The organism is Streptomyces sp. NPDC002911, assembly GCF_053591835.1.
On sequence record NZ_JBSFUO010000037.1, the window covers coordinates 1 to 19187 of the forward strand.

At 70.4% G+C, this 19187-nt stretch carries 17 protein-coding genes; 12 read left to right on the forward strand and 5 right to left on the reverse strand.

Annotated features, from left to right (window positions below; translation table 11 throughout):
* Positions 1–211 precede the first annotated feature (211 nt).
* The 5 genes from ACWD04_RS30755 to ACWD04_RS30775 all read left to right on the forward strand — a co-directional run bounded on the left by ACWD04_RS30755 (position 212) and on the right by ACWD04_RS30775 (position 3709).
* Positions 212–1225 (forward strand): SPFH domain-containing protein, encoded by a 1014-nt coding sequence (locus ACWD04_RS30755; RefSeq protein ID WP_451137023.1) that lies wholly within the window; start codon positions 212–214, stop codon positions 1223–1225.
* Positions 1222–2121: a hypothetical protein gene (locus tag ACWD04_RS30760; RefSeq protein WP_451137024.1), complete on the forward strand. Its 900-nt coding sequence runs from the start codon at positions 1222–1224 to the stop codon at positions 2119–2121. Before ACWD04_RS30755 ends, ACWD04_RS30760 begins: the two co-directional genes overlap by 4 nt.
* 62 nt (positions 2122–2183) lie before the next feature.
* Positions 2184–2684, forward strand: coding sequence for a nucleotide triphosphate diphosphatase NUDT15 (locus ACWD04_RS30765; protein ID WP_451137025.1), 501 nt, complete (start codon positions 2184–2186; stop codon positions 2682–2684).
* Positions 2685–2734: 50 nt separating this feature from the next.
* Positions 2735–3229, forward strand: a complete 495-nt coding sequence (locus ACWD04_RS30770) for an FBP domain-containing protein (protein WP_451137026.1) — start codon at positions 2735–2737, stop codon at positions 3227–3229.
* A gap of 72 nt (positions 3230–3301) precedes the next feature.
* Positions 3302–3709, forward strand: a complete 408-nt coding sequence (locus tag ACWD04_RS30775) for a PLDc N-terminal domain-containing protein (protein ID WP_451137027.1) — start codon at positions 3302–3304, stop codon at positions 3707–3709.
* A 132-nt stretch (positions 3710–3841) separates the two neighbouring features.
* Here ACWD04_RS30775 and ACWD04_RS30780 read toward each other — a convergent pair whose 3' ends face one another.
* Positions 3842–4510, reverse strand: coding sequence for a GntR family transcriptional regulator (locus tag ACWD04_RS30780; RefSeq protein WP_451137028.1), 669 nt, complete (start codon positions 4508–4510; stop codon positions 3842–3844).
* Between the two features lie 626 nt (positions 4511–5136).
* Here ACWD04_RS30780 and ACWD04_RS30785 point away from each other — a divergent pair.
* From ACWD04_RS30785 to ACWD04_RS30815, 7 genes are all read left to right on the forward strand, one after another.
* Positions 5137–5529 carry a hypothetical protein gene (locus tag ACWD04_RS30785; RefSeq protein ID WP_451137029.1) on the forward strand — a complete coding sequence of 131 codons (393 nt, stop codon included), beginning with the start codon at positions 5137–5139 and terminating at the stop codon, positions 5527–5529.
* On the forward strand, positions 5526–6314 hold the full coding sequence (locus ACWD04_RS30790; RefSeq protein WP_451137030.1) for a 2,3-dihydro-2,3-dihydroxybenzoate dehydrogenase: 789 nt from the start codon (positions 5526–5528) through the stop codon (positions 6312–6314). The genes ACWD04_RS30785 and ACWD04_RS30790 overlap by 4 nt, the downstream gene beginning before the upstream one ends.
* 87 nt (positions 6315–6401) lie before the next feature.
* Positions 6402–7601, forward strand: a complete 1200-nt coding sequence (locus tag ACWD04_RS30795; RefSeq protein ID WP_451137031.1) for an isochorismate synthase — start codon at positions 6402–6404, stop codon at positions 7599–7601.
* Positions 7598–9247 (forward strand): (2,3-dihydroxybenzoyl)adenylate synthase, encoded by a 1650-nt coding sequence (locus ACWD04_RS30800; protein WP_451137032.1) that lies wholly within the window; start codon positions 7598–7600, stop codon positions 9245–9247. Before ACWD04_RS30795 ends, ACWD04_RS30800 begins: the two co-directional genes overlap by 4 nt.
* Before the next feature lie 47 nt (positions 9248–9294).
* Entirely contained in the window at positions 9295–9954 is a 660-nt protein-coding gene (locus tag ACWD04_RS30805) for an isochorismatase family protein (RefSeq protein ID WP_451137033.1), read from the forward strand.
* Positions 9955–10277: 323 nt separating this feature from the next.
* Entirely contained in the window at positions 10278–11216 is a 939-nt protein-coding gene (locus ACWD04_RS30810; RefSeq protein ID WP_451137034.1) for an amidohydrolase family protein, read from the forward strand.
* A 101-nt stretch (positions 11217–11317) separates the two neighbouring features.
* Positions 11318–12205: an alpha/beta fold hydrolase gene (locus ACWD04_RS30815; RefSeq protein ID WP_451137035.1), complete on the forward strand. Its 888-nt coding sequence runs from the start codon at positions 11318–11320 to the stop codon at positions 12203–12205.
* 355 nt (positions 12206–12560) lie between these two features.
* On the opposite strand, the gene ACWD04_RS30820 is transcribed toward ACWD04_RS30815, so the two are convergent.
* The 4 genes from ACWD04_RS30820 to ACWD04_RS30835 all read right to left on the reverse strand — a co-directional run bounded on the left by ACWD04_RS30820 (position 12561) and on the right by ACWD04_RS30835 (position 19081).
* Positions 12561–14801 (reverse strand): catalase, encoded by a 2241-nt coding sequence (locus ACWD04_RS30820; protein WP_451137036.1) that lies wholly within the window; start codon positions 14799–14801, stop codon positions 12561–12563.
* A gap of 135 nt (positions 14802–14936) precedes the next feature.
* Positions 14937–16970, reverse strand: coding sequence for a CocE/NonD family hydrolase (locus tag ACWD04_RS30825; RefSeq protein WP_451137037.1), 2034 nt, complete (start codon positions 16968–16970; stop codon positions 14937–14939).
* A 39-nt stretch (positions 16971–17009) separates the two neighbouring features.
* Positions 17010–18326 carry an ATP-grasp domain-containing protein gene (locus ACWD04_RS30830; RefSeq protein WP_451137060.1) on the reverse strand — a complete coding sequence of 439 codons (1317 nt, stop codon included), beginning with the start codon at positions 18324–18326 and terminating at the stop codon, positions 17010–17012.
* A gap of 128 nt (positions 18327–18454) precedes the next feature.
* A complete protein-coding gene (locus ACWD04_RS30835) occupies positions 18455–19081 on the reverse strand; it encodes an alpha-ketoglutarate-dependent dioxygenase AlkB (protein WP_451137038.1) in 627 nt (208 codons plus the stop codon).
* Positions 19082–19187 lie beyond the last annotated feature (106 nt).

Consider the following 19187-nt stretch of genomic DNA (forward strand, 5'->3'; position numbering starts at 1 on the left):
CTTTTTCTGGGGGGGGGTCGCCCCCGGTGTTTTTTCTGGCCCCCCCGGCGCGGCGTGGGGGGGCGGGGGCCCCGGCCCCCCCGCGGCGGGGGGGGTGGTCTCCGAGGAGACCACCGGCCGGCCACACTCTCTCCCCACCCCCTTCTCGTCCTCTTGACGATATATGGCGAGGCCCATTATCGTCTTGATGACGAGAAAGAGGGGGTCCGACATGGCCGACATCACCCGGCGCTTCGGCTGGCGCCACCTGCGCTCCGCGCCCACCACCCACATCCGCCACCACACACGCGGCAGGCTCGCCCACGACGGCCCCGGACTGAGCTTCTGGTACCGCTCGCTCTCGGCGGCGCTCTCCGAGGTCCCGGTCGACGACCGGGAGCTGGCGATGGCCTTCCACGCCCGGACGGCCGACTTCCAGGACGTCACCGTGCAGGCCACGGTCACCTACCGGATCAGCGACCCGGCCGAGGCCGCCGCCCGGCTCGACTTCTCGGTGGACCCCGACACCGGAGTATGGCGTGGCGCGCCTCTGGAACAGATCGCCACCCTGCTCACCGAGACCGCGCAGCAGCACACCCTGGACGTGCTGGCCCGCACTCCGCTCGCCGCCGCCCTCGTGGACGGCGTGGCCGCCGTACGGGAACGGGTCGCCACGGGGCTCGTGGCCGAGCCCCGGCTGCCCGCCACCGGCATCGACGTGGTCGCCGTACGCGTCGTCGCGATCCGCCCCGAGGCAGAGGTCGAGCGCGCCCTGCGCACCCCGGCCCGTGAGCAGATCCAGCAGGAGGCCGACCGGTCGGTGTACGAGCGCCGGGCGGTCGCGGTCGAGCGCGAACGCACCATCGCCGAGAACGAGCTCGCCAGCAAGATCGAGCTCGCCCGCCGCGAGGAGCAGCTGGTCGACCAGCGCGGCACCAACGCCCGCCGGGAGGCCGAGGAGAAGTCGGCGGCCGACGGTGTGCGGACGGCCGCCGAGGCCGCCCGCACCGTTCGACTGGCCCGCGCGGAGGCGGAGGCCGCCCGCGACGTCGGTGCGGCGCGCGCCGAGTCGCAGGCGGCCTGGCTGCGGGCTCACGCGGATGTCGATCCCGGCACGCTGCACGCCCTGGCCGCGACGCGGCTGGCCGAGAACCTGCCGCGCATCGACAGCCTCACCCTCTCCCCCGATGTACTGACGGGCCTGCTCGGACGACTCGCCAGGCCGGAGCCGGAGGCGCGGGCGTGAGCCTGGCCCCGCGCGCGGTGCTGGTACACCGAACGACCGAGTACGAGGAGCTCCTGGCGCGGCACGGCACGCACGGGCAGGCCGCGTTCGTGCTCGCCGGCCGCGGCCGGTCCATCGAGGAGGTGGCCGAGCGCCACCGGCGCGACGAGCAAGCACTCACCGAGGTGGCCGCCGCCGTGCCGTTGCGGTGGCGCCGGTCCCGGGTGGAGCGGGCGGATCTCGACCGTTTCCTGTTCGGCCCCGAGGACGTGGTCGTCGTGGTCGGGCAGGACGGACTGGTCGCCAACGCCGCGAAGTACCTGTCCGGGCAGCCGGTGGTGGGCATCGACACCGACCCGGGCCGCAATCCCGGGGTCCTCGTACGCCACCGGGCCGGTGACACGGCGGCGCTGTGCCGGGCCGCCACGTCACCCGGCGGGCGGGTGGACGCCCTCACCATGGCCGAGGCCGTCGCCGACGACACGCAGCGGCTGCTCGCCCTCAACGAGATCTACGTCGGACCGCCCGGCCATCAGACCACCCGCTACCGCATCGGCCCCGCGTGCGCCCCGTCGGCCGGCGAGTCCCAGGCCTCCTCGGGCGTTCTGGTCGGCACGGGCACGGGCTCCACCGGATGGCTACGCTCGCTCTGGCTCGAGCGCGGCAGCGCTCTGCGACTGCCGGCCCCGTCCGATCCGCGGCTGGTCTGGTTCGTGCGCGAGGCCTGGCCGTCACCGGCCACAGGCACCTCGATGGTCGCGGGCGAACTGGGACGCCGGGACGGCCTCAGGCTCACGGTCGAGTCGGACAGGATGGTGGTGTTCGGCGACGGAATGGAGTCCGACGCCCTGGAGTTGACGTGGGGTCAGTCCATTCGGCTCGGCATCTCGGAAACCACCCTCAATCTGGTGGCGTGACCGCCGTGTCAGGATCGGAGACCGAGGGAACCCGTATCGACCAGCCGGGAGCAGAGCAGCACATGACCACCGACTCCGTGAACACCCCGCCCCGGAACGCCCGCCCGCCGCTCGCCCAGGCCGCCTTCGGGGTGGGTGTCGTCGTGCATGACGGGGAGGGCAGGGTCCTGCTCGGCAGGCACCATGACGGCACCTGGGAGCTGCCCGGCGGGAAGGTCGACCCGACGCACGAGTCGGTCGCGGCGGCCGCCGCCCGCGAGCTGCACGAGGAGACGGGGCTACAGGTGCCCGTTGACGCCGTGACCGTCTTCGCGATGGTCCACGACGTGGTGGGCGGCATCAACCGGATCAGCATGGCCGCGCTGGTCACGGTGGAGTCCGCGGTCCCCGAGGTCACCGAACCACATCTCATCAGCGCGTGGCGGTGGATCGCTCCCGAGGAGCTGCCGAGCCCCCTGTTCGACCCGTCGGCCCAGATCCTGGCCGCCTGGCGCCCGGATCTCGGCATCGAACACCCGGCGGCCCACCGCCTGCGGATCGCCCCGCCCCAGAATTTGACCTAGCTCCATTAACCATTTGCCTAGGCCTCATAGGCAGAGTTAGCGTCGGCATCATGAGAACCGTCAATGAGCAGGACATCCGCGCGTCGTTCGTCAACTGTTCCAAGGGGGAGGCGAAGCGCCTGCCGCTGCCCCACGACCTGGAGGAACGCCGCTGGGACGATCTGGACTTCCTGGGCTGGCGCGACCTCTCGGCTCCGGACCGCAGCTACATCGTCACGGAGCTGCATGGCGAGGTCATCGGCATCACACTCCGCTTCCCCTCCCAGCAGCGGGGCTTCCTGCACCGCAGTATGTGCTCGGCCTGCCTGACCACGCACCCGGGCGGCGGGGTGTCGCTGATGACCGCCCGGAAGCGGGGGCAGGCGGGCAGGGACGGCAATTCGGTGGGTATCTATCTGTGTACCGACCTCGACTGCTCGCTGTACGTACGCGGCAAGAAGACCCCCGCCCCCGGCGGGCGCTTCGAGGAGTCGCTGACCGTCGAGCAGCAGATCGAGCGGACCAGGGGCAAGCTCGCGGCGTTTCTGGACCTGCTCACCGCGTGAACCCGCCAGAAATGCGGAGTGACTGGGACGGACGTATGAATAGGGGACCATCCGCGCGATCGGAGTAGGCCCATGGATGACTATCCGCTCCTGAACCTCTTCCTGACCATGATGTACGTGTTCCTGTGGGTGTTGTGGTTCTTCCTGCTCTTCAAAGTGATCACGGACATCCTCCGGGACCATTCACTGAGTGGCTGGACCAAGGCGGCCTGGATGGTCTTCGTCATCGTGCTGCCCTACGTGGGCGTGTTCGTCTACCTGATCGCCCGCGGCCGGAGCATGGGGCGACGCGAGACGGAACAGGCCGAGGACCGGGAAGCGGCCTTCCGCACGTACGTACAGCAGGCCGCACGATCCGAAGGAGATTCGGGATCCGGCGGCGGCCACGTGTCCGACCTGGCGAAACTGGCCGGCCTCAAGGAGAGCGGTCACCTCAGCCAGGAGGAGTACGAGAAGGCCAAGGCCAAGCTCCTCGCCTGACCGGAACACCCTACCGCCCGGGATCGGAAACGGGCGGGAGACGCATGCGCGCCCACGCGCGGCGCACCTGGACGTTCATCATGGGGACGCACGCCCTGTACCGCCGGGCCGACGCGGGCTCAGCCGCGCCCGTCAGCGGAGCCTCACCGGCGCGGGGGTCTCCCTCAGCGCCGTGATGACGCTCTCGACGTGCGCCCGCGCGGCAGCCTCCGCCGCGTCCGGGTCGCCCGCGACCACCGCGTCGATGATCGCCAGGTGCTGCGGCAGCGACTGCGCCGGACGCCCCGGGCGCAGCGCGAGGCGGAACTGATAGCGCACCATCTGGCCGTTCATCCGCTCGAGCAGCGCCTGTGCCACCTTCTGGTCGCTGACCTCACCGATGCACTCGTGCAGCCTGCGGTTCAGCACCGAATACGCGTCCGGGTCGCCGTCCGCCACGGCCCGGCTCATGGCCGAGCCGATGCCCTTCAGCTCCTGGCGCACCTCGTCCGAGGCGTGCTCCGCCGCCCGCCTCGCGCACAGGCCCTCCAGCAGGGCCCGGCACTCGGTGATCTGGATCGCCTCCTCGACGGAGATCACCCGTACCCGCGCCCCGCGCCGGGGAATCAGCTCCACCAGGCCCTCGGCGGCCAGATCCTGCAACGCCTCGCGCACCGAGCTCCGCGTCGCCCGGAAGACCTCGGAGAGCTCCTGCTCGACCAAGCGCTGTCCGGGCACCATGTCGCCCGCCGCGAGCGCCTCCCGGATACCACTGGAGACCGTGCTCCGGCCCGTCCGGCCAGTGACCTGATTCGACGCCACCCCTCCGCCTTCCGTACATCGTCGAGACATCCCACCGCCGCGTGAACACACGCCGCGACAACAGTGATGATGCCCGAAACTTTCTCGTCAGGCATATTGTCAACAATTTAATCGACGGTGACGTGGCATGAACAGCCGTGGCGGCGTCCACCACCGAGTGCGAGGACGGATTCTTTTTTTCGGCGAGCTCGCCCCCGCGCACCCCCGCCGCGTCCAGCTCGGCGGGATCGCCGAGGAGGAAGCCCCAGGCGCCCCCCACAGGGCTTCACCGGTGCCGACGACAAGGGAGAGCGGCTCAAGAGTGACAAGGAGAACCAGAAGTCCCGCGAAAACTCGAAGGGTTGAGCACCCTCGGGACGGGGGCTTTCGGATGGGCGGGATCCGGCTGATCTCGACCGACCCCCTTGCGCCATCGTCATAAGGGTAGCCTAACCTAAGTGAACTCGTCCGGTTCTGGCGGGCCCGGGCACCCTTATGCCCTGAAGTGGCGCCATGTGCACCACTTCTCTTCGTTGCAAGCTTCGAAGAGCGCTCTGCCCGAACGGGATTCGTCCGAATGCAAACGGAGATCCCTGGCCATGGCGCCGTACTCGCCCTCCTCGTCCGGCAGAATCGCACGTCCTGTCGTGTCGGCAACCCTGCTCACCCTGTGCGCTCTCGCTCTGAGCGCCTGCGGATCCGAGGACGAAGCCGAATCCGCTGATGCGGGCGCCGCGACGACGGCCCTGGTGACGGACGCGGCCGGGACGGAGGTGGAGATTCCCGCCGGCCCGAAGCGCGGCGCGATGGACCTGGACGCATCCCTCGCGCCAGGCGTCGAGCCGGTGGGCCCGGCCGTGGGCCGCGGCCGGCAGGGCGCCCCCCGGTACCTGGCGGACCAGGCGAAGAGCATCCCCGTGGTGGGCGCCGTGCGTGACGAACACGCGACGGTCATCGCCGGGACCGAGCGGACCGGCCTCAGTGGCGCACAGGCAGCCGTTCAGGTGCTCGACGACTTCCGCAAGGCGATGGTCAAGTGAGCTCCGAGCAGGAACTCGGCGGCCGGATCGCCCTGGTGACCGGCGCGGGCCGCGGCATAGGTGAGGCGGTCGTACACGCCCTCGTCGGCCGCGGTGCCCGCGTCCTCGCCACCGATCTGGCCGCGGAGGGCATCGCCGCACTGGAGAAGACGTACGACGGTCAGGTCACCGCGCACACGCTCGACGTCACGGACCCCGAGGCCGTCGAAGACCTCGTCGCCGACGCCGAGGGCACGCTCGGCCCGCTGGACATCGCGGTCAACGTGGCGGGCATCCTTCGTGGTTCGACCGTCGCCGAGCTGTCGGACGAGGAGTGGCAGGCCACGTTCGCCGTCAATACCCATGGGGTGTTCCATGTGTCACGGTCCGTCTCCCGCCGGATGACCGAGCGGGGCTCGGGCAGCATCGTCACCGTGGCCTCCAACGCCGCGGGCATCCCCCGTACGAACATGGCGGCGTATGCCGCTTCCAAGGCCGCGTCCGTGATGTTCACCAAGTGCCTCGGCCTCGAGGTGGCGCCCCAGGGGGTGCGGTGCAACACCGTCTCCCCCGGCTCGACCCTGACGGACATGCAGCGGGGCATGTGGACGGCGGGGGACGAGGAGGCCGCCGCCCGCCGCGTCATCGAGGGCGACTCGACGACGTACCGCACCGGTATCCCGCTCGGCCGGATAGCGGACCCCTCCGACATCGCCGACGCGGTGGCCTTCCTGGTGTCCGACCGCGCCCGGCACATCACCATGCACGACCTGTACGTCGACGGCGGAGCCACCCTGCGGGCCTGAGAGCCGGCCCGCCCGGCGTTTCGCTCCGCCTCATCGCCCCGCCCGACATGCTGCCGACGCTCGAGCCTTCCCCACTGGAGACCACCCATGTCTGCATCTCTGCGCGTCCCTACCGCCCCTCCCCCACGCAACTCACCCGGCGCGGCGACCGCCCTCCTGGAGGCGTACCGGCCCGGCACGGACCGCTTTCTCGCCACACCCCGGCACACTCTGCTCGGCTCCGGGACCACGGCCGAGGTGCCGCACGGCTCACGGCCGCTGACCGAGCGGGTGCAGGAGGCCCTGGACGTCGCCCGGCGCACGGAGAGCCCTGCCCCGGTCGTGATGGGCACCGTGCCGTTCGCGCCTGACGGCGTGGCGGTCCTGGCCGTCCCGGAGACCGTCCGGTGGGCGACCGCCCTGCGCGCGGACCCGCTGATCGCAGTGCACGGCCGGGACGCCGGTCAGGGCGAGGACTGGCAGATACGTGAGGTGCCTGCCGCTGCCGCGTACTCGGCGGCTGTCGCCGCCGCCGTCGAGCGGATGCGAGCCGGTGAGTTCGACAAGGTCGTCCTCGCCCGCACACTCGAACTGACCTCGGCGCGTGACCTCGATCTGCCCGCCATGCTGAGCCGACTGGCACGCCGCGACCCGGACGGCTACACCTTCGCCGTGCCCAGCGGCCCGGGCCGCACGCTCGTGGGAGCGAGCCCCGAGCTCCTCGTGGCCCGCCGGGGCACCCGGCTGGTCGCCAATCCGCTGGCGGGCTCCGCACCGCGCAGCAGCGACCTGGCGGAGGACGTCCGCAGGGCCGCCGCGCTCCTGGATTCACCGAAGGACCTCCACGAGCACGCGGTCGTGGTCGACGCGATCCGTCAGTCGCTCGCGCCGTTCTGTGTGCGCCTGGACGTGCCCGAACGTCCCACCCTCGTGAGGACCGCAGCCATGTGGCACCTGTCGACGACGCTCACCGGGGAACTGCGCGACCCCTCCTCCACCGCCCTTGACCTGGCGTCCGTCCTGCATCCCACTCCGGCGGTCTGCGGCACGCCGACCGATGTGGCCCGCCAGGTCATCGCGGAGTGCGAGCCCTTCGAACGCGGCGCGTACACCGGCATGGTCGGCTGGCAGAACGCGGACGGCGACGGCGACTGGGTCGTGACCATCCGCTGCGCCGAGGCCGAGGGCCGCACCCTGCGGCTGTTTGCCGGTGCCGGCGTGGTCGCGGAGTCCACGCCGGCCGCCGAGACGGCGGAGACCGGGGCCAAGTTCCGGACCTTCCTGAGCGCTGTAGGAGCCTCCCTGTGACCATCCTTCAGGCATCCGAAGCCCCCACCTGGCCGGCCGAGTTCGCCGCACGCTACCGCGCGGCGGGCCACTGGCGCGGGGAGACGTTCGGCGGTGTGCTGCGCGAGCGCGCCGCCGCACACCCTGACCGCGTCGCCGTCGTCGATCCGGCCCCCGAACGCCGCGCGTGGACGTACCGAGAACTGGACGAGCGGGCCTCCCGCCTGGCCGCGGGGTTCGCGGCCCGTGGGATCTCCCCGGGCGACCGGGTCGTCGTACAGCTCCCGAACATCGCCGAGTTCATCGAAGTCGTCTTCGCGCTCTTCCGTATCGGCGCGCTGCCCGTCTACGCGCTGCCCGCTCACCGGGACACGGAGATCGAGTACTTCTGCTCGTTCGCCGAGGCCGTCGCCTACGTGATCCCGGACCGGCACGCCGGCTTCGACCACCTCGCGCTCGCGTCCAAGGTCAAGGAGCGCACGCCGACCCTGAAGCACGTCTTCGTCGTCGGCTCTCCGGGCGAACACACCGCTCTCTCCGGAGTTCCGCGCACACCCACCGGGTCCGGATACGAGCCGGAGCCGCACGATCTGGCGTTCCTCCAGCTGTCGGGTGGCACGACGGGTGTTCCCAAGCTCATCCCACGTACGCACGACGACTACATCTACTCGCTGCGCGGCTCCAACGAGATCTGCGGGGTCGACGGTGACAGCCGCTTCCTCGTCGTGCTCCCCGCCGCGCACAACTTCCCGATGAGCTCGCCGGGCTGGCTCGGAGCTCTGTACGCCGGGGGGACCGTGGTGTTGTGCCCCACGCCCGACCCGGCGACGGCCTTCCCGCTCGTGGAACGGGAACGCGTCACGATGACCGGATTGGTGCCGCCCCTCGCGCTGGTGTGGACGCAGGCCGCCCCCGGCACCGAGCACGATCTGTCGAGCCTGGATCTGATCCTCGTCGGCGGCGCCAAGTACAGCGAGGTGGCGGCCCGCCGGCTGGAACCCGCGCTGGGGTGCCGGCTCATGCAGGTCTTCGGCATGGCCGAGGGACTCGTCAACTACACGCGTCTGGACGACGACCACGAGACCGTGGTCACCACCCAGGGCCGGCCGATCTCCGAGGACGACGAGGTCCGGGTCGTCGACGACGCGGACGAGGACGTACCCGAGGGAAGCTTCGGGCATCTGCTGACCCGTGGCCCGTACACGATCCGCGGCTACTGGCGCGCACCCGAGCACAACAAGAGGGCCTTCACCGAGGACGGCTTCTACCGCACCGGTGACATCGTGCGCCGCACCCCGACGGGCCATTTGATCGTCGAGGGGCGCGCCAAGGACCAGATCAACCGGGGTGGCGAGAAGGTCGCCCCGGAGGAGATCGAGAACATCATCCTCGGCCATCCGTCGGTGCACGACGTGTCCGTCGTGGGTGTGGCCGACGAGTACCTGGGGGAACGCACTCTGGCCTACGTCATCCTGCGCGAGGACGCCGAGCCGTTGAAACCGGTGGCGATCAAGCGCCTTGTGCGTGAACGCGGTGTCGCCGCGTACAAGATTCCCGACCTCGTCGAATTCGTCGAAGCTTTCCCGCAGACCGGAATCGGCAAGGTCAGCAAGAAGGGACTGCGCTCCGACGCGGTCCCCGGCCGAGCCGAAACCGCACAGCACTGAGATCAGCACCGAGTTCCGCCCACAGCGGCACTGAAAGGTCCCACCCCATGGCTCTTCCCGCCATCGCTTCCTACGCCCTGCCGACCGAAGCCGAACTGCCCGCGAACCGGGTGGGCTGGACCGTCGACCCCGCGCGGGCCGTCCTTCTGGTCCACGACCTGCAGAACCACTTCCTCGGCGCGTTCCCGCCCGGTGAGCAGCCGCTCACCGGCATGCTCGACAACACGGCCCGCCTCACCGAGAAGTGCCGCCGCCTCGGTGTGCCGGTCGTCTACTCGGTGCAGCGCGGCGGTCAGACGGCCCAGGAACGCGGTCTTCAGCTCGACTTCTGGGGGCCCGGCGCTGCCGACGACCCCGAGGCGCTGGCGATTCCCGGCGCCGTCGCGCCCGCGGAGGGCGACACCGTCCTGACCAAATGGAAGTACAGCGCTTTCGTGCGCACCGAACTCGAGCCTCTGCTCCGTGAGTCCGGCCGCGACCAACTGGTGATCACCGGTGTGTACGCGCACATCGGGGTGCTCATGAGTGCCTGTGACGCGTGGATGCGCGACCTCCAGGCCTTCGTGGTCGCCGACGCCGTGGCGGACTTCTCGCGCGAGGACCATGACATGGCGCTGCGCTGGGCGGCGGGCCGCTGCGCGGTCGTCCTCTCGGCGGACGCGCTTCTGAAGGAGATCTGCACACCGTGGCGCTCACCCGTGAACTGACCCGCCACGATGTCGCCGACGCCCTCGGTGAGGAGCCCCCGGCCGGAGCATCCAGCCTCGGAATCACCTCGCGCTCAGGTGTCATGCGGCCGCCTTGCCGAGGTGGTGAGGCCGACTGCACGCGTCGGTCGATTCCGTGACCGAACGGGTCGCCACGGCAAACCCGGGCTCGCCCGCTCGGGTGATTTCCGGTCGGCCGCACCCGCTGTTCGGGGCCGGCCCGATCCGTCCTCCCCCGCCGCCCTTCCCCAGGGGGTACCTCATGGATACGGGCTGTCCCGCCGCAGCCTCGCTCCCCCGTACCCGAGGAGGCTCGGACAGACATGTCGGACCCCACGCGCATCGACGTGCATCAACACCTGATCCCACCGGACTTCAGCCGTGCGATGGCCGAGCGAGCTGTGGCCCTCGGCTGGCCCGCTCCCGCGTGGGACGTTCAGAGCGCGATCGCGATGATGGACCGCAGGTCGATCGCCACTGGCCTCCTGTCGTTTCCCGCCCCGGTCGCGGCACCGGACGACCCCGCCGGAGCCCGCGCCGGAGCCCGGAGCTTGAACGAATACACCGCCGAAGTCGTCAAGGAACGGCCCGATCGTTTCGGTCACCTCGCCGTCCTCCCCCTGCCCGACGTCGACGCCGCGCTCGCCGAGGCCGCCCACGCACTGGACGAGTTGCACGCCGACGGACTGATGGTCCTGTCCAACGTGCACGGCCGTTACCTCGGCGACCCGGCGTTCGAGCCGTTGTGGGCGGAGCTGGACGCCCGTGCCGCTGTCGTCCTCGTCCACCCCACTGCGCCACCCGTCGCGCCGATCCCCGGCCTGCCCGGCCCTCTGGTGGACTTCCCGTACGACACGGCCCGCACGGCCCTCCACATGGCTCTGAAGGGTGTGCCCGGGCGGTACCCCCGGATCAGGATGATTCTCCCCCACGCCGGCGGCTTCCTGCCGTATGCCGCCCACCGCTTCGCAGTCGCAGCCCGGCTCCACCCCGGCTCCACCCCCGAGGGCCTGCTGCACGACCTTCGACGCTTCTACTTCGACACCGCCGTCACCGCCGGCCCGGCCGCCCTGCCCTCACTGCTCGCCTTCGCCGCGCCCGGACACGTCCTGTACGGCAGCGACTTCCCCATGCTTCCCGAGCAATGGGGCGTCGGCTTCGACACCGGGCTGGACGAATACCCTCACTGGGAACCGGAGCAGCTCCATGCCGTCAACCGTGGCAACGCCGAACTCCTCATCCCTCGGCTTGCCCGGTCATGACACGGCGGGGCGGGTCACTGCCGCATGAGGTCCAGGCTGTTCGATGACCTGGCAGCCTCCCACAACGCGAACGACGCTCTACCTTGGGACGGTGTCCTGCCATGCACAGTGACGTGTTCGAGGCCGACGGAGCGCGCCTCTACCACGAAGTGCGCGGCAGCGGTCCCGCCCTGCTGATGATCAGCGGGGCCGGGGGGGACGCCGGGTACTACTCCGGCGTCGCCGAGCAGCTGGCCGACGCGTTCACCGTGATCACCTACGACCGGCGAGGCAACTCCCGCAGTACCGGCCGGTCCGCCGAGCCGATGGACCTCGCTCAGCAGGCAGCCGACGCTCGCCGACTGATCGATTCGGTGGCGCGCGGACATGCTCTCGTGTTCGGCAACAGCGGAGGCGCGATCATTGGCCTCACGCTGGCCGCGCTGCACCCCCAGGTGCTGACCGGCCTGATCGCGCACGAGCCGCCGGCCGTGAACGTCCTGCCCGACGGCGACCCCGACCGCGGTTTCTTCGGCGACGTGGCCGCACTGTACGTCGAGGGCGGCGCCCCGGTGGCGGGTCGCCGGTTTGCGGAGACAACGCGCGGCGAGGGGACGTACCGCTGGCCCGACGACCTCTGGAAGCGTTTCCTGGGGAACCAGGACCACCTGTTCGGCACGGAGTGGCCCGGCTTCGCCGACTTCCGTCCCGACGGGGCCGCGCTCAGGACCGCGCCCTTCCCGATCGTGCTGGGCGCAGGCGCCGCCGACCGGGGTGCGTACTACGCGCGGCCCTCCGCCGAGATCGCCCGCCGGATCGGTGTGCCGTGGGTGGAGTTCCCCGGCATCCACATGGAGTTCCTGCGCAATCCGGCGATCTTCGCGGCGGCCCTGCGGGCACTGGCGACACAGATGCTGAGCCGTGAGGGCCGGATTCCCGCAGAGTGGGTGGGCGGGCACACGCCGGGAGCTGAAAACATCTGCGGGAGTTGGAGACACCCTGCGAGCTGAGCCCATCCCGCGGGTGGGGAGATACGACCGGAGAACTGGGATGCTTCCAGGTGCCGCAACCGGCGCAGGTGTTCCGCTCCGCCCGGCGCACGACCCGTCCCGCTCCGCCGGGTCGTGCGCCGGGCGTCGTCGTACGGGCTGTCAGCCCATGTCGCCCACAGGCTTCCGCCACGCCGTGCTGGGCTCGATCAGGGGTCAACTGTGTATTCCCGGCGGCGGCCAAGGATGCCCGTATGCGGAAGGCCCCTGGTCATCCGCAGTGCCCGGCGGACGGGCGCCCCCGGTTCCCTGACACCGCGGAAGGCGGCGCCCGTTCCCCGGGCGCCGTCTTCCGGCCGTCTCGTGGTGCGTGGTGTCACACCGTGGACGGGAAGCGGTCCCAGACCCGGTGCTTACCCAGGAGCTGCTTGACCTCTTCCAGCGCCTCGCTGCCCGTGCCCGCATTCACCACGCCCGGCGCGTCCTGGGGCACGCCCGCGGAGGCGAGGACACCGCCACCGCCAGCCCACGTCCCGATCGCCTTGGCATGCCGGTACGTCTCGTTCAGCAGCAGAAGCACACGGGGGTCGGTGGCGGTTCCGGCCGCGCCCGCCTTGGCGTCCCGCGCACCGAGCGCGTCGGCGCCCGCGCCGGGGGGACCGGCGAGCAGAACTGCGTCGAACTCGATGGATCGGGCGGTGGCGTAGGTCCGCTGGACGGTGACCGGGTCGCCGTCCGCGTCGAGGACACCCCCGGCGGGAGCGACGACCAGCGGCACCATGCCGGCGCCCTGCACGGCGTCGCGTACCGCCCGGACACCGTCGAGGTCGCCGTCCTCGTCGGCCACGATGCCGATGACTCGGCCGTCCAGCGGCCAGACACCGCCGACCTGGGACAGGGCCGGGCTCGGGTCCGGGTTCGCGAGCGGTCCGTCGGGCTCAGGGGCGGGCAGACCCAGGCCGGCGGCGACCTGCTCGCACAGCTGCGCATCGATCCTGGCGAGCACCTTGAGGGCACGCTCCTTGATCGCCTGCTCGTAGCATTTGGCCAGCTCGAAGGTGTAGGCGGCGATGATGTGCTCGCGCTCCACGGGAGTCATGCTGAGCCAGAAGAGGCGGGGCTGGCTGAAGTGGTCGTCGAACGACTCGGGGGCCTCGCGAACCTTGCGGCTCGCGGCGATCTCGGCGGGCACCTCGACGAACGCACCGGTGTCGGCGCCCGCGAGGAACGGGCAGCCGCCGTCGAGGGAGTTGGGCCGGTACGGCGCGACGCCTCGGTGGACCGCGGTCTGGTGCATGCCGTCCCGCAGCATGTCGTTGACCGGGGCGTGCGTCCGGTTGATGGGCAGCTGCGGGAAGTTGGGACCGCCGAGCCGAGTGAGCTGGGTGTCGACGTAACTGAACAGCCGACCCTGGAGCAGCGGGTCGTTGGTGAGGTCGATACCCGGCACCATGTTGCCGACGTGGAAGGCGACCTGTTCCGTCTCGGCGAAGAAGTTCGACGGATTGGCGTCGAGCGTCATCAGACCGATCGGCTGCACCGGCGCGAGCTCCTCCGGAACGATCTTCGTGGGGTCCAGCAGGTCGATGCCCTGGAACATCTGCTCGGGGGTGTCCGGAAACGTCTGCACACCAAGCTCCCACTGGGGGAACGCGCTGGCCTCGATGGCGTCGGCGAGGTCCCTGCGATGGAAGTCCGGGTCCACGCCGCCCGCGATCTGGGCTTCCTCCCAGACCTGGGAGTGGACGCCCAGCTTGGGCTTCCAGTGGAACTTGACCAGGGTCGAGGCGCCTTCGGCGTCGACGAGCCGGAAGGTGTGGACGCCGAAGCCCTCCATCGTGCGGAAGGAGCGCGGGATACCGCGGTCGGACATGTTCCACAGCGTGTGGTGCGTCGCCTCGGAGTGCAGGGTCACGAAGTCCCAGAATGTGTCGTGGGCGCTCTGTGCCTGCGGAATCTCCCGGTCCGGGTGCGGCTTGCCGGCGTGGATGACATCGGGGAACTTGATGGCGTCCTGGATGAAGAAGACCGGGATGTTGTTCCCGACGAGGTCGAAGACGCCTTCCTCGGTGTAGAACTTGGTGGCGAAGCCGCGGGTGTCGCGCACGGTGTCGGCCGATCCGCGTGAGCCGAGCACGGTGGAAAACCGGACGAAGACGGGGGTCTCCACGTCCTTGGCCAGGAAAGCGGCCTTGGAGATCTTCGCCGCGCTCCCGTATCCGCGGAACACCCCATGGGCGGCGGCGCCACGGGCGTGCACGACACGCTCCGGGATGCGCTCGTGGTCGAAGTGGGTGATCTTCTCCCGCAGGTGGTGGTCCTGGAGCAGGACCGGGCCACGGGGGCCGGCCTTCAGGGAGTGGTCGGTGTCGTACAGCCGGGCGCCCTGTGCCGTGGTCAGGTAGGCACCGCTCTGAGCATTGCGTGCCTGGTCCGCTCCGGTGGGCTGACCGGTCGGGCTCACCGTCTCGGGGCCGGCCTGGTCGTCCTTGGGGGGCAGCGGCTCACGGGGGGCGGTCGGCTCCTCCACCGACGGGGGCATGGTGCCGGGCGCACCTGGAATCGGCTCGTTCTCCTGGTTCTCCGTCACTACCTGTCCTCCTGAGATGTGGCTCATCGCCGGACCGACGTGCCGGTGGGTTCGGCGCGGCGAGCCGCCCGGGCACACGTGCATACTTGCCGTGGCAGGGTCTCCCTGCCACGGCAAGCGCAGCGCCGTCACTCCTTCGGCAGCGTCCGCGGGTGGGTCGGGTCAGACGTTCTTCCTGGGGATCTGTTCGTTCCAGGTACGGGAGAAGACCCGGCGGCCGTCCTCGTATCCGTCGAGCGTGGCGTCCACGTGGAAGGTGTCCTTGTCCGAGCTCAGCACGGTGCGCGTCTCGACCCGGACGTCCCAGTCGGGTCGGCTGAAGCCCATCTCCCAGGCGGACTCGCCGCGTACCGACCCGAAGTCCTCGCCGGTCCAGCTGTACTTCTCGCAGGCGCGGAGCCCGGCCTCGATGCCGGTGTCCTCATACCGCTGGCGTCCGCGGTCCTTCACGATGTCGAGCACCGACCGGTAGTCCACCAGGTCCCTGGTCACGGTCCACGCCTGTTCCGGCTCGCCCAAGCGTGTGACCACCGGCGGTGCGCAGCCCTCGGGCTCACCGAAGGGGCGCAGAGCCTTGTCCTCCGGTACGTCGGTGGGGCGGGCCGGCAGGGTGAGGGAGCTGCCGTTCTCGTACACGCTGAGCAGCGCCGGTTCCGGGGCCGGCCAGACGAGCGGCCAGTACGAGGTGGACAGCGACAGCCGGATGCGGTGTCCGGGAGGGAACGCCTGCGCGACGCTGTGGAGCGGTACGCGCACCTGGTACCGCCTGCCCGGTTCCAAGGCCTGCGGAGACTCCTCGCTGTCACGGTGGGTGAGGTTGAGTACGCCGTAGGTCACCCGGGTGGAGCGACCGTCCGGCGCCACGTCGGACAGCCTGACGTTCAGCTGGGCCACCGGCGCGTCCGCTGCCACTTCGACATCGACGACGGGAGCACCGAGGATCTCGACGCGCTGGGGCAGCGGCTCGGTCTGGAAGACGAGCGAGCCTCCGTCCTCCTCACGCTGGTCGTAGGGCAGGTCAGGCGGGGCGTTGTACGAGGCCCACTTACCGGCGAACTGGCCGACGGACAGCGGGGACTGCACCGTGTGGACCCGGTCCTCCTGTGCCGTGCGGTGGCCGTCCGGTGCCGCGAGGGTTCCGCCGCGCAGGACGTGGACGGTTTCGTCGACGTCCGGGGACGGCCAGGACGGTGCGCCGACCCAGCGGCCGGGCCGTTCCTCGTACGAGGTGGAGGGCGGAACGCTCTCCTGCATCCAGGCCCGGAGCATCGGGCCGTCCATGACGCCGTTGTCGATGCCCTTCAGCCAGTGGTCCCACCAGCGCACCACTTCCTGGAGGTATCCGATGGCCGGCCCCGGCTCGCCGAGGTGCGGAAGCTTGTGCGACCACGGGCCGATCAGTCCCTTGCGGGGCACGTCGACATGGCTCAGCAGCCGGGTGACCGCGTTGGAGTACCCGTCCGCCCAGCCGCTGGAGGCGAGTACGGGGCAGCGCAGGGCCGCGTAGTCCTCGCTCAGGCTGGCGTGGCGCCAGTAGTCGTCGCGCTGCTGGTGGCGCAGCCACTCCAGGACCCAGGGTTTTGCCGCGTCCAGCCGTTCCCGCCACATCTCACGCCAGCGCTCACCGACCACGGCCGGGTCGGGCGGACAGGTGGCGTAGGCGAACATGGTCCCGGCCTCGGCCAGGTTGTCGGACAGCATCGCGCCGCCGAGGTAGTGCATGTCGTCGGCGTACCTGTCGTCGGTGAACGAGGCGATGCAGATGGCGCGCAGGCTCTGCGGCCTGCGGGCGGCTGTCTGGAGGGCGGCGAAGGCTCCCCACGAGATGCCCGTCATCCCGGTGTTCCCGTCGCACCAGGGCTGCTCGGCGATCCAGGCCAGTACGGCCTCGGCGTCGCTCTGCTCCTGTTCGAGGTACTCGTCCTGCAGTACGCCTTCCGACTCACCGGTCCCCCGCAGGTCGACGCGTACACACGCATAGCCGTGTCCGGCGACGTAGGGGTGGGAGATGGCGTCGCGGGTGGAGGTGAGGTCGTTCTTGCGGTACGGGATGTACTCCAGTACCGCGGGCACGGGCTCCACGTCCGAGGCGGTGGGACGCCAGATTCGTGCGGAGAGCCTGACCCCGTCCGTCATGGGGATGGTGACGTGCTTCTCTTCCTGGATCGCGCAGGGCAGTCGGTCGACGTAGCGCATGCCTGAGCAACCTCCTTTCGTGGTGCTGGGCCTGACGGGTCACCCGGTTTTCGTGCCGTGGCCTCCCGGCTCCGTCTCATCGAAGGTGAGTCCGAGAGCGGCCACGCACCGGTCGAACTTGCGGCGCAGATCCTCCTCGTCGTCGCCTCCGGTGAATATGTGCGCCACCTCGTAGCTGTAGCTGTCCTGGCCGGAGACCGAGGAGAGCTTCTGTCCCTCCTCGGGCACGACATCGATCCGTACGCCGGGTATCTCGCGTTCGATGGCGGCGATCCGCTCCGGAGTGGGGACCTCGTGCACCTTCCCGTCGCCGAACCAGCGGTAGTACCACTTGGCGGCCATCGCGTACGGCCCCAGCCCGCCGGGCATCGCCGGGTCGTGGCCCAGGGCGAGACTGATCATCCGGTGGTGGTTGGGCGCGCCGTCGACGTAGTCGAAGAGCTCGGCGTGGGACTGCGAATGCCGGGGGTTGATCTCCAGGAGGCTGATGTCACCCGTCTTCGGGTCGTAGAAATACTCGATGCTGAAGGTCGCCGATTCCATGCCGATCTGCCGCATGGTCCTCTCACTGACCTCGTGCAGCTTGCGGATCACCGGGGCCGGAAGGGTGCTGGGGTACTGATGGCGCAGAAAGCAGGGCGACGACGGGTAGTTGATCGAGTCCAGCACGCCGTAGACCTGGGCCTTGCCCTGGTGGACGTACCCCTCGACGGCCACCTGGATGCCCGTCATCGCCTCCTCCGCCAGGCAGACCTGGCCTCCTACGCCCTGCATCTCCGGGGGGAGTTCCAGCAGACCGAGTACGGACTCGAAGGGCCTGCCGACCCGGCCGATGCCGGCCCGGATCTCGTCGACGGCCGCCCGGAACTCCGTCATGTCCGAGACGCCGTAGGCCAGCTCGGAGGAGTAGGCGAGGGCCGGCTTGAGCCACATGGGGAAGCTCACGCCCTCGGGGGGCTTCGGGTCGTCCGCGTCCAGGTCGACCCGGCCGAAGCGCGGGTACGCGTCGATGGCCTTCTGCTGTTCGAGCCGGCTCCAGTACTTGTGTTCGCACTTGACGACGGATTCGAGGCCGGTCGTGCGGACGCCGTACTCCTTGCCGAGCATGGAGACCAAGGTGCTCACCGGGAAGTCCCAGTAACCGACGATCGCGTCGATGCTGCCGTCGTGGGCGTCGAGTACGGCGCGGGCACGGTCCATCAAAGCGGGCACGGACACCTCGCCCTCCTGCAGTTCCTCGACGGTCAGCAGGCGGTGGAACCGGTAGGAACCGGCGTCGGGTACCGCCTCCAGCATCGGCAGGTTCGCGTCGTCGAGGCCGACGACGAAGATGTTCTTGCGCTGCCCTCGGGGCATGGGGGTGTCCCGCATGGGGGTGTCCCTCCGGTAGGAAGTGTTCCTGGACACCACAGCGCCTGCCCGGGCCCGCGTCCTGCATGCGAGGCGCTTCCTCGAGGACGGCTCCCGCCTCGCTCGCGCTCGTTTCAGCGCACTCCGCGGGGGCGGAACTGGATGCTGATCCGCGGTCCGCGGGCGTGGGCCGTCTTGGGAATCGCGTGCTGCCAGGTGCGCTGGCAGGAGCCGCCCATGACGATGAGGTCGCCGTGGCCCAGCGGGTGGCGCACAGTGTCGCCGCCCCCGCATGGGCGCAGGAGCAGATCGCGGGGGGCGCCGAGGGAGAGGATCGCCACCATCGTGTCCTCGTGCGAGCTGCGGCCGTTCAGGTCGCCGTGCCAAGCGACGCTGTCGCGTCCGTCGCGGTAGTAGCAGAGCCCGGCCGTGGTGAAGGGCTCGCCGAGTTCGTCTGCGTAATGCGTGGACAGCGCGTCGCGGGCCTCGTCGAGCACAGGGCCCGGCAGGGGGTCGGCCGAGCGGTAGAAGGCGAGCAGCCGGGGCACGTCGACCGTCCGGTCGTACATCTGCCGTCGCTCGGCCCGCCAGGGAACCCCGGCCGCGAGCTCGGTGAACAGCTCGTCGCCGCCGCTCAGCCAACCGGGCAGCAGGTCGATCCACGCCCCTGCACCGAGGACCGTCCGTCGCAGCCCGGTGAGGCGGCCGAGGCGCGGACCGTCGGCCTGGTCGAAGAGCGAACCCTGGAGATGAATGGACATGGGAAAAGCGTAACGCGCTATTAGAACAGACGTTCCCACCCCTGGCTCGTCCCGGTCGCCGCGGCGGGGAATCGGTCATAAGCTGCCAGGGCCGACGGGGTGTGCC

What these genes read in the sequence shown, in the direction of transcription:
- ACWD04_RS30815 (WP_451137035.1), top strand. Translation starts at nt 11,318, where the DNA reads ATGCACAGTGACGTGTTCGAGGCCGACGGAGCGCGCCTCTACCACGAA.
- ACWD04_RS30830 (WP_451137060.1), bottom strand. Translation starts at nt 18,326, where the DNA reads ATGCCCCGAGGGCAGCGCAAGAACATCTTCGTCGTCGGCCTCGACGAC.
- ACWD04_RS30765 (WP_451137025.1), top strand. Translation starts at nt 2,184, where the DNA reads ATGACCACCGACTCCGTGAACACCCCGCCCCGGAACGCCCGCCCGCCG.
- ACWD04_RS30825 (WP_451137037.1), bottom strand. Translation starts at nt 16,970, where the DNA reads ATGCGCTACGTCGACCGACTGCCCTGCGCGATCCAGGAAGAGAAGCAC.
- ACWD04_RS30755 (WP_451137023.1), top strand. Translation starts at nt 212, where the DNA reads ATGGCCGACATCACCCGGCGCTTCGGCTGGCGCCACCTGCGCTCCGCG.
- ACWD04_RS30820 (WP_451137036.1), bottom strand. Translation starts at nt 14,801, where the DNA reads ATGAGCCACATCTCAGGAGGACAGGTAGTGACGGAGAACCAGGAGAAC.
- ACWD04_RS30770 (WP_451137026.1), top strand. Translation starts at nt 2,735, where the DNA reads ATGAGAACCGTCAATGAGCAGGACATCCGCGCGTCGTTCGTCAACTGT.
- ACWD04_RS30775 (WP_451137027.1), top strand. Translation starts at nt 3,302, where the DNA reads ATGGATGACTATCCGCTCCTGAACCTCTTCCTGACCATGATGTACGTG.
- ACWD04_RS30795 (WP_451137031.1), top strand. Translation starts at nt 6,402, where the DNA reads ATGTCTGCATCTCTGCGCGTCCCTACCGCCCCTCCCCCACGCAACTCA.
- ACWD04_RS30805 (WP_451137033.1), top strand. Translation starts at nt 9,295, where the DNA reads ATGGCTCTTCCCGCCATCGCTTCCTACGCCCTGCCGACCGAAGCCGAA.
- ACWD04_RS30835 (WP_451137038.1), bottom strand. Translation starts at nt 19,081, where the DNA reads ATGTCCATTCATCTCCAGGGTTCGCTCTTCGACCAGGCCGACGGTCCG.
- ACWD04_RS30810 (WP_451137034.1), top strand. Translation starts at nt 10,278, where the DNA reads ATGTCGGACCCCACGCGCATCGACGTGCATCAACACCTGATCCCACCG.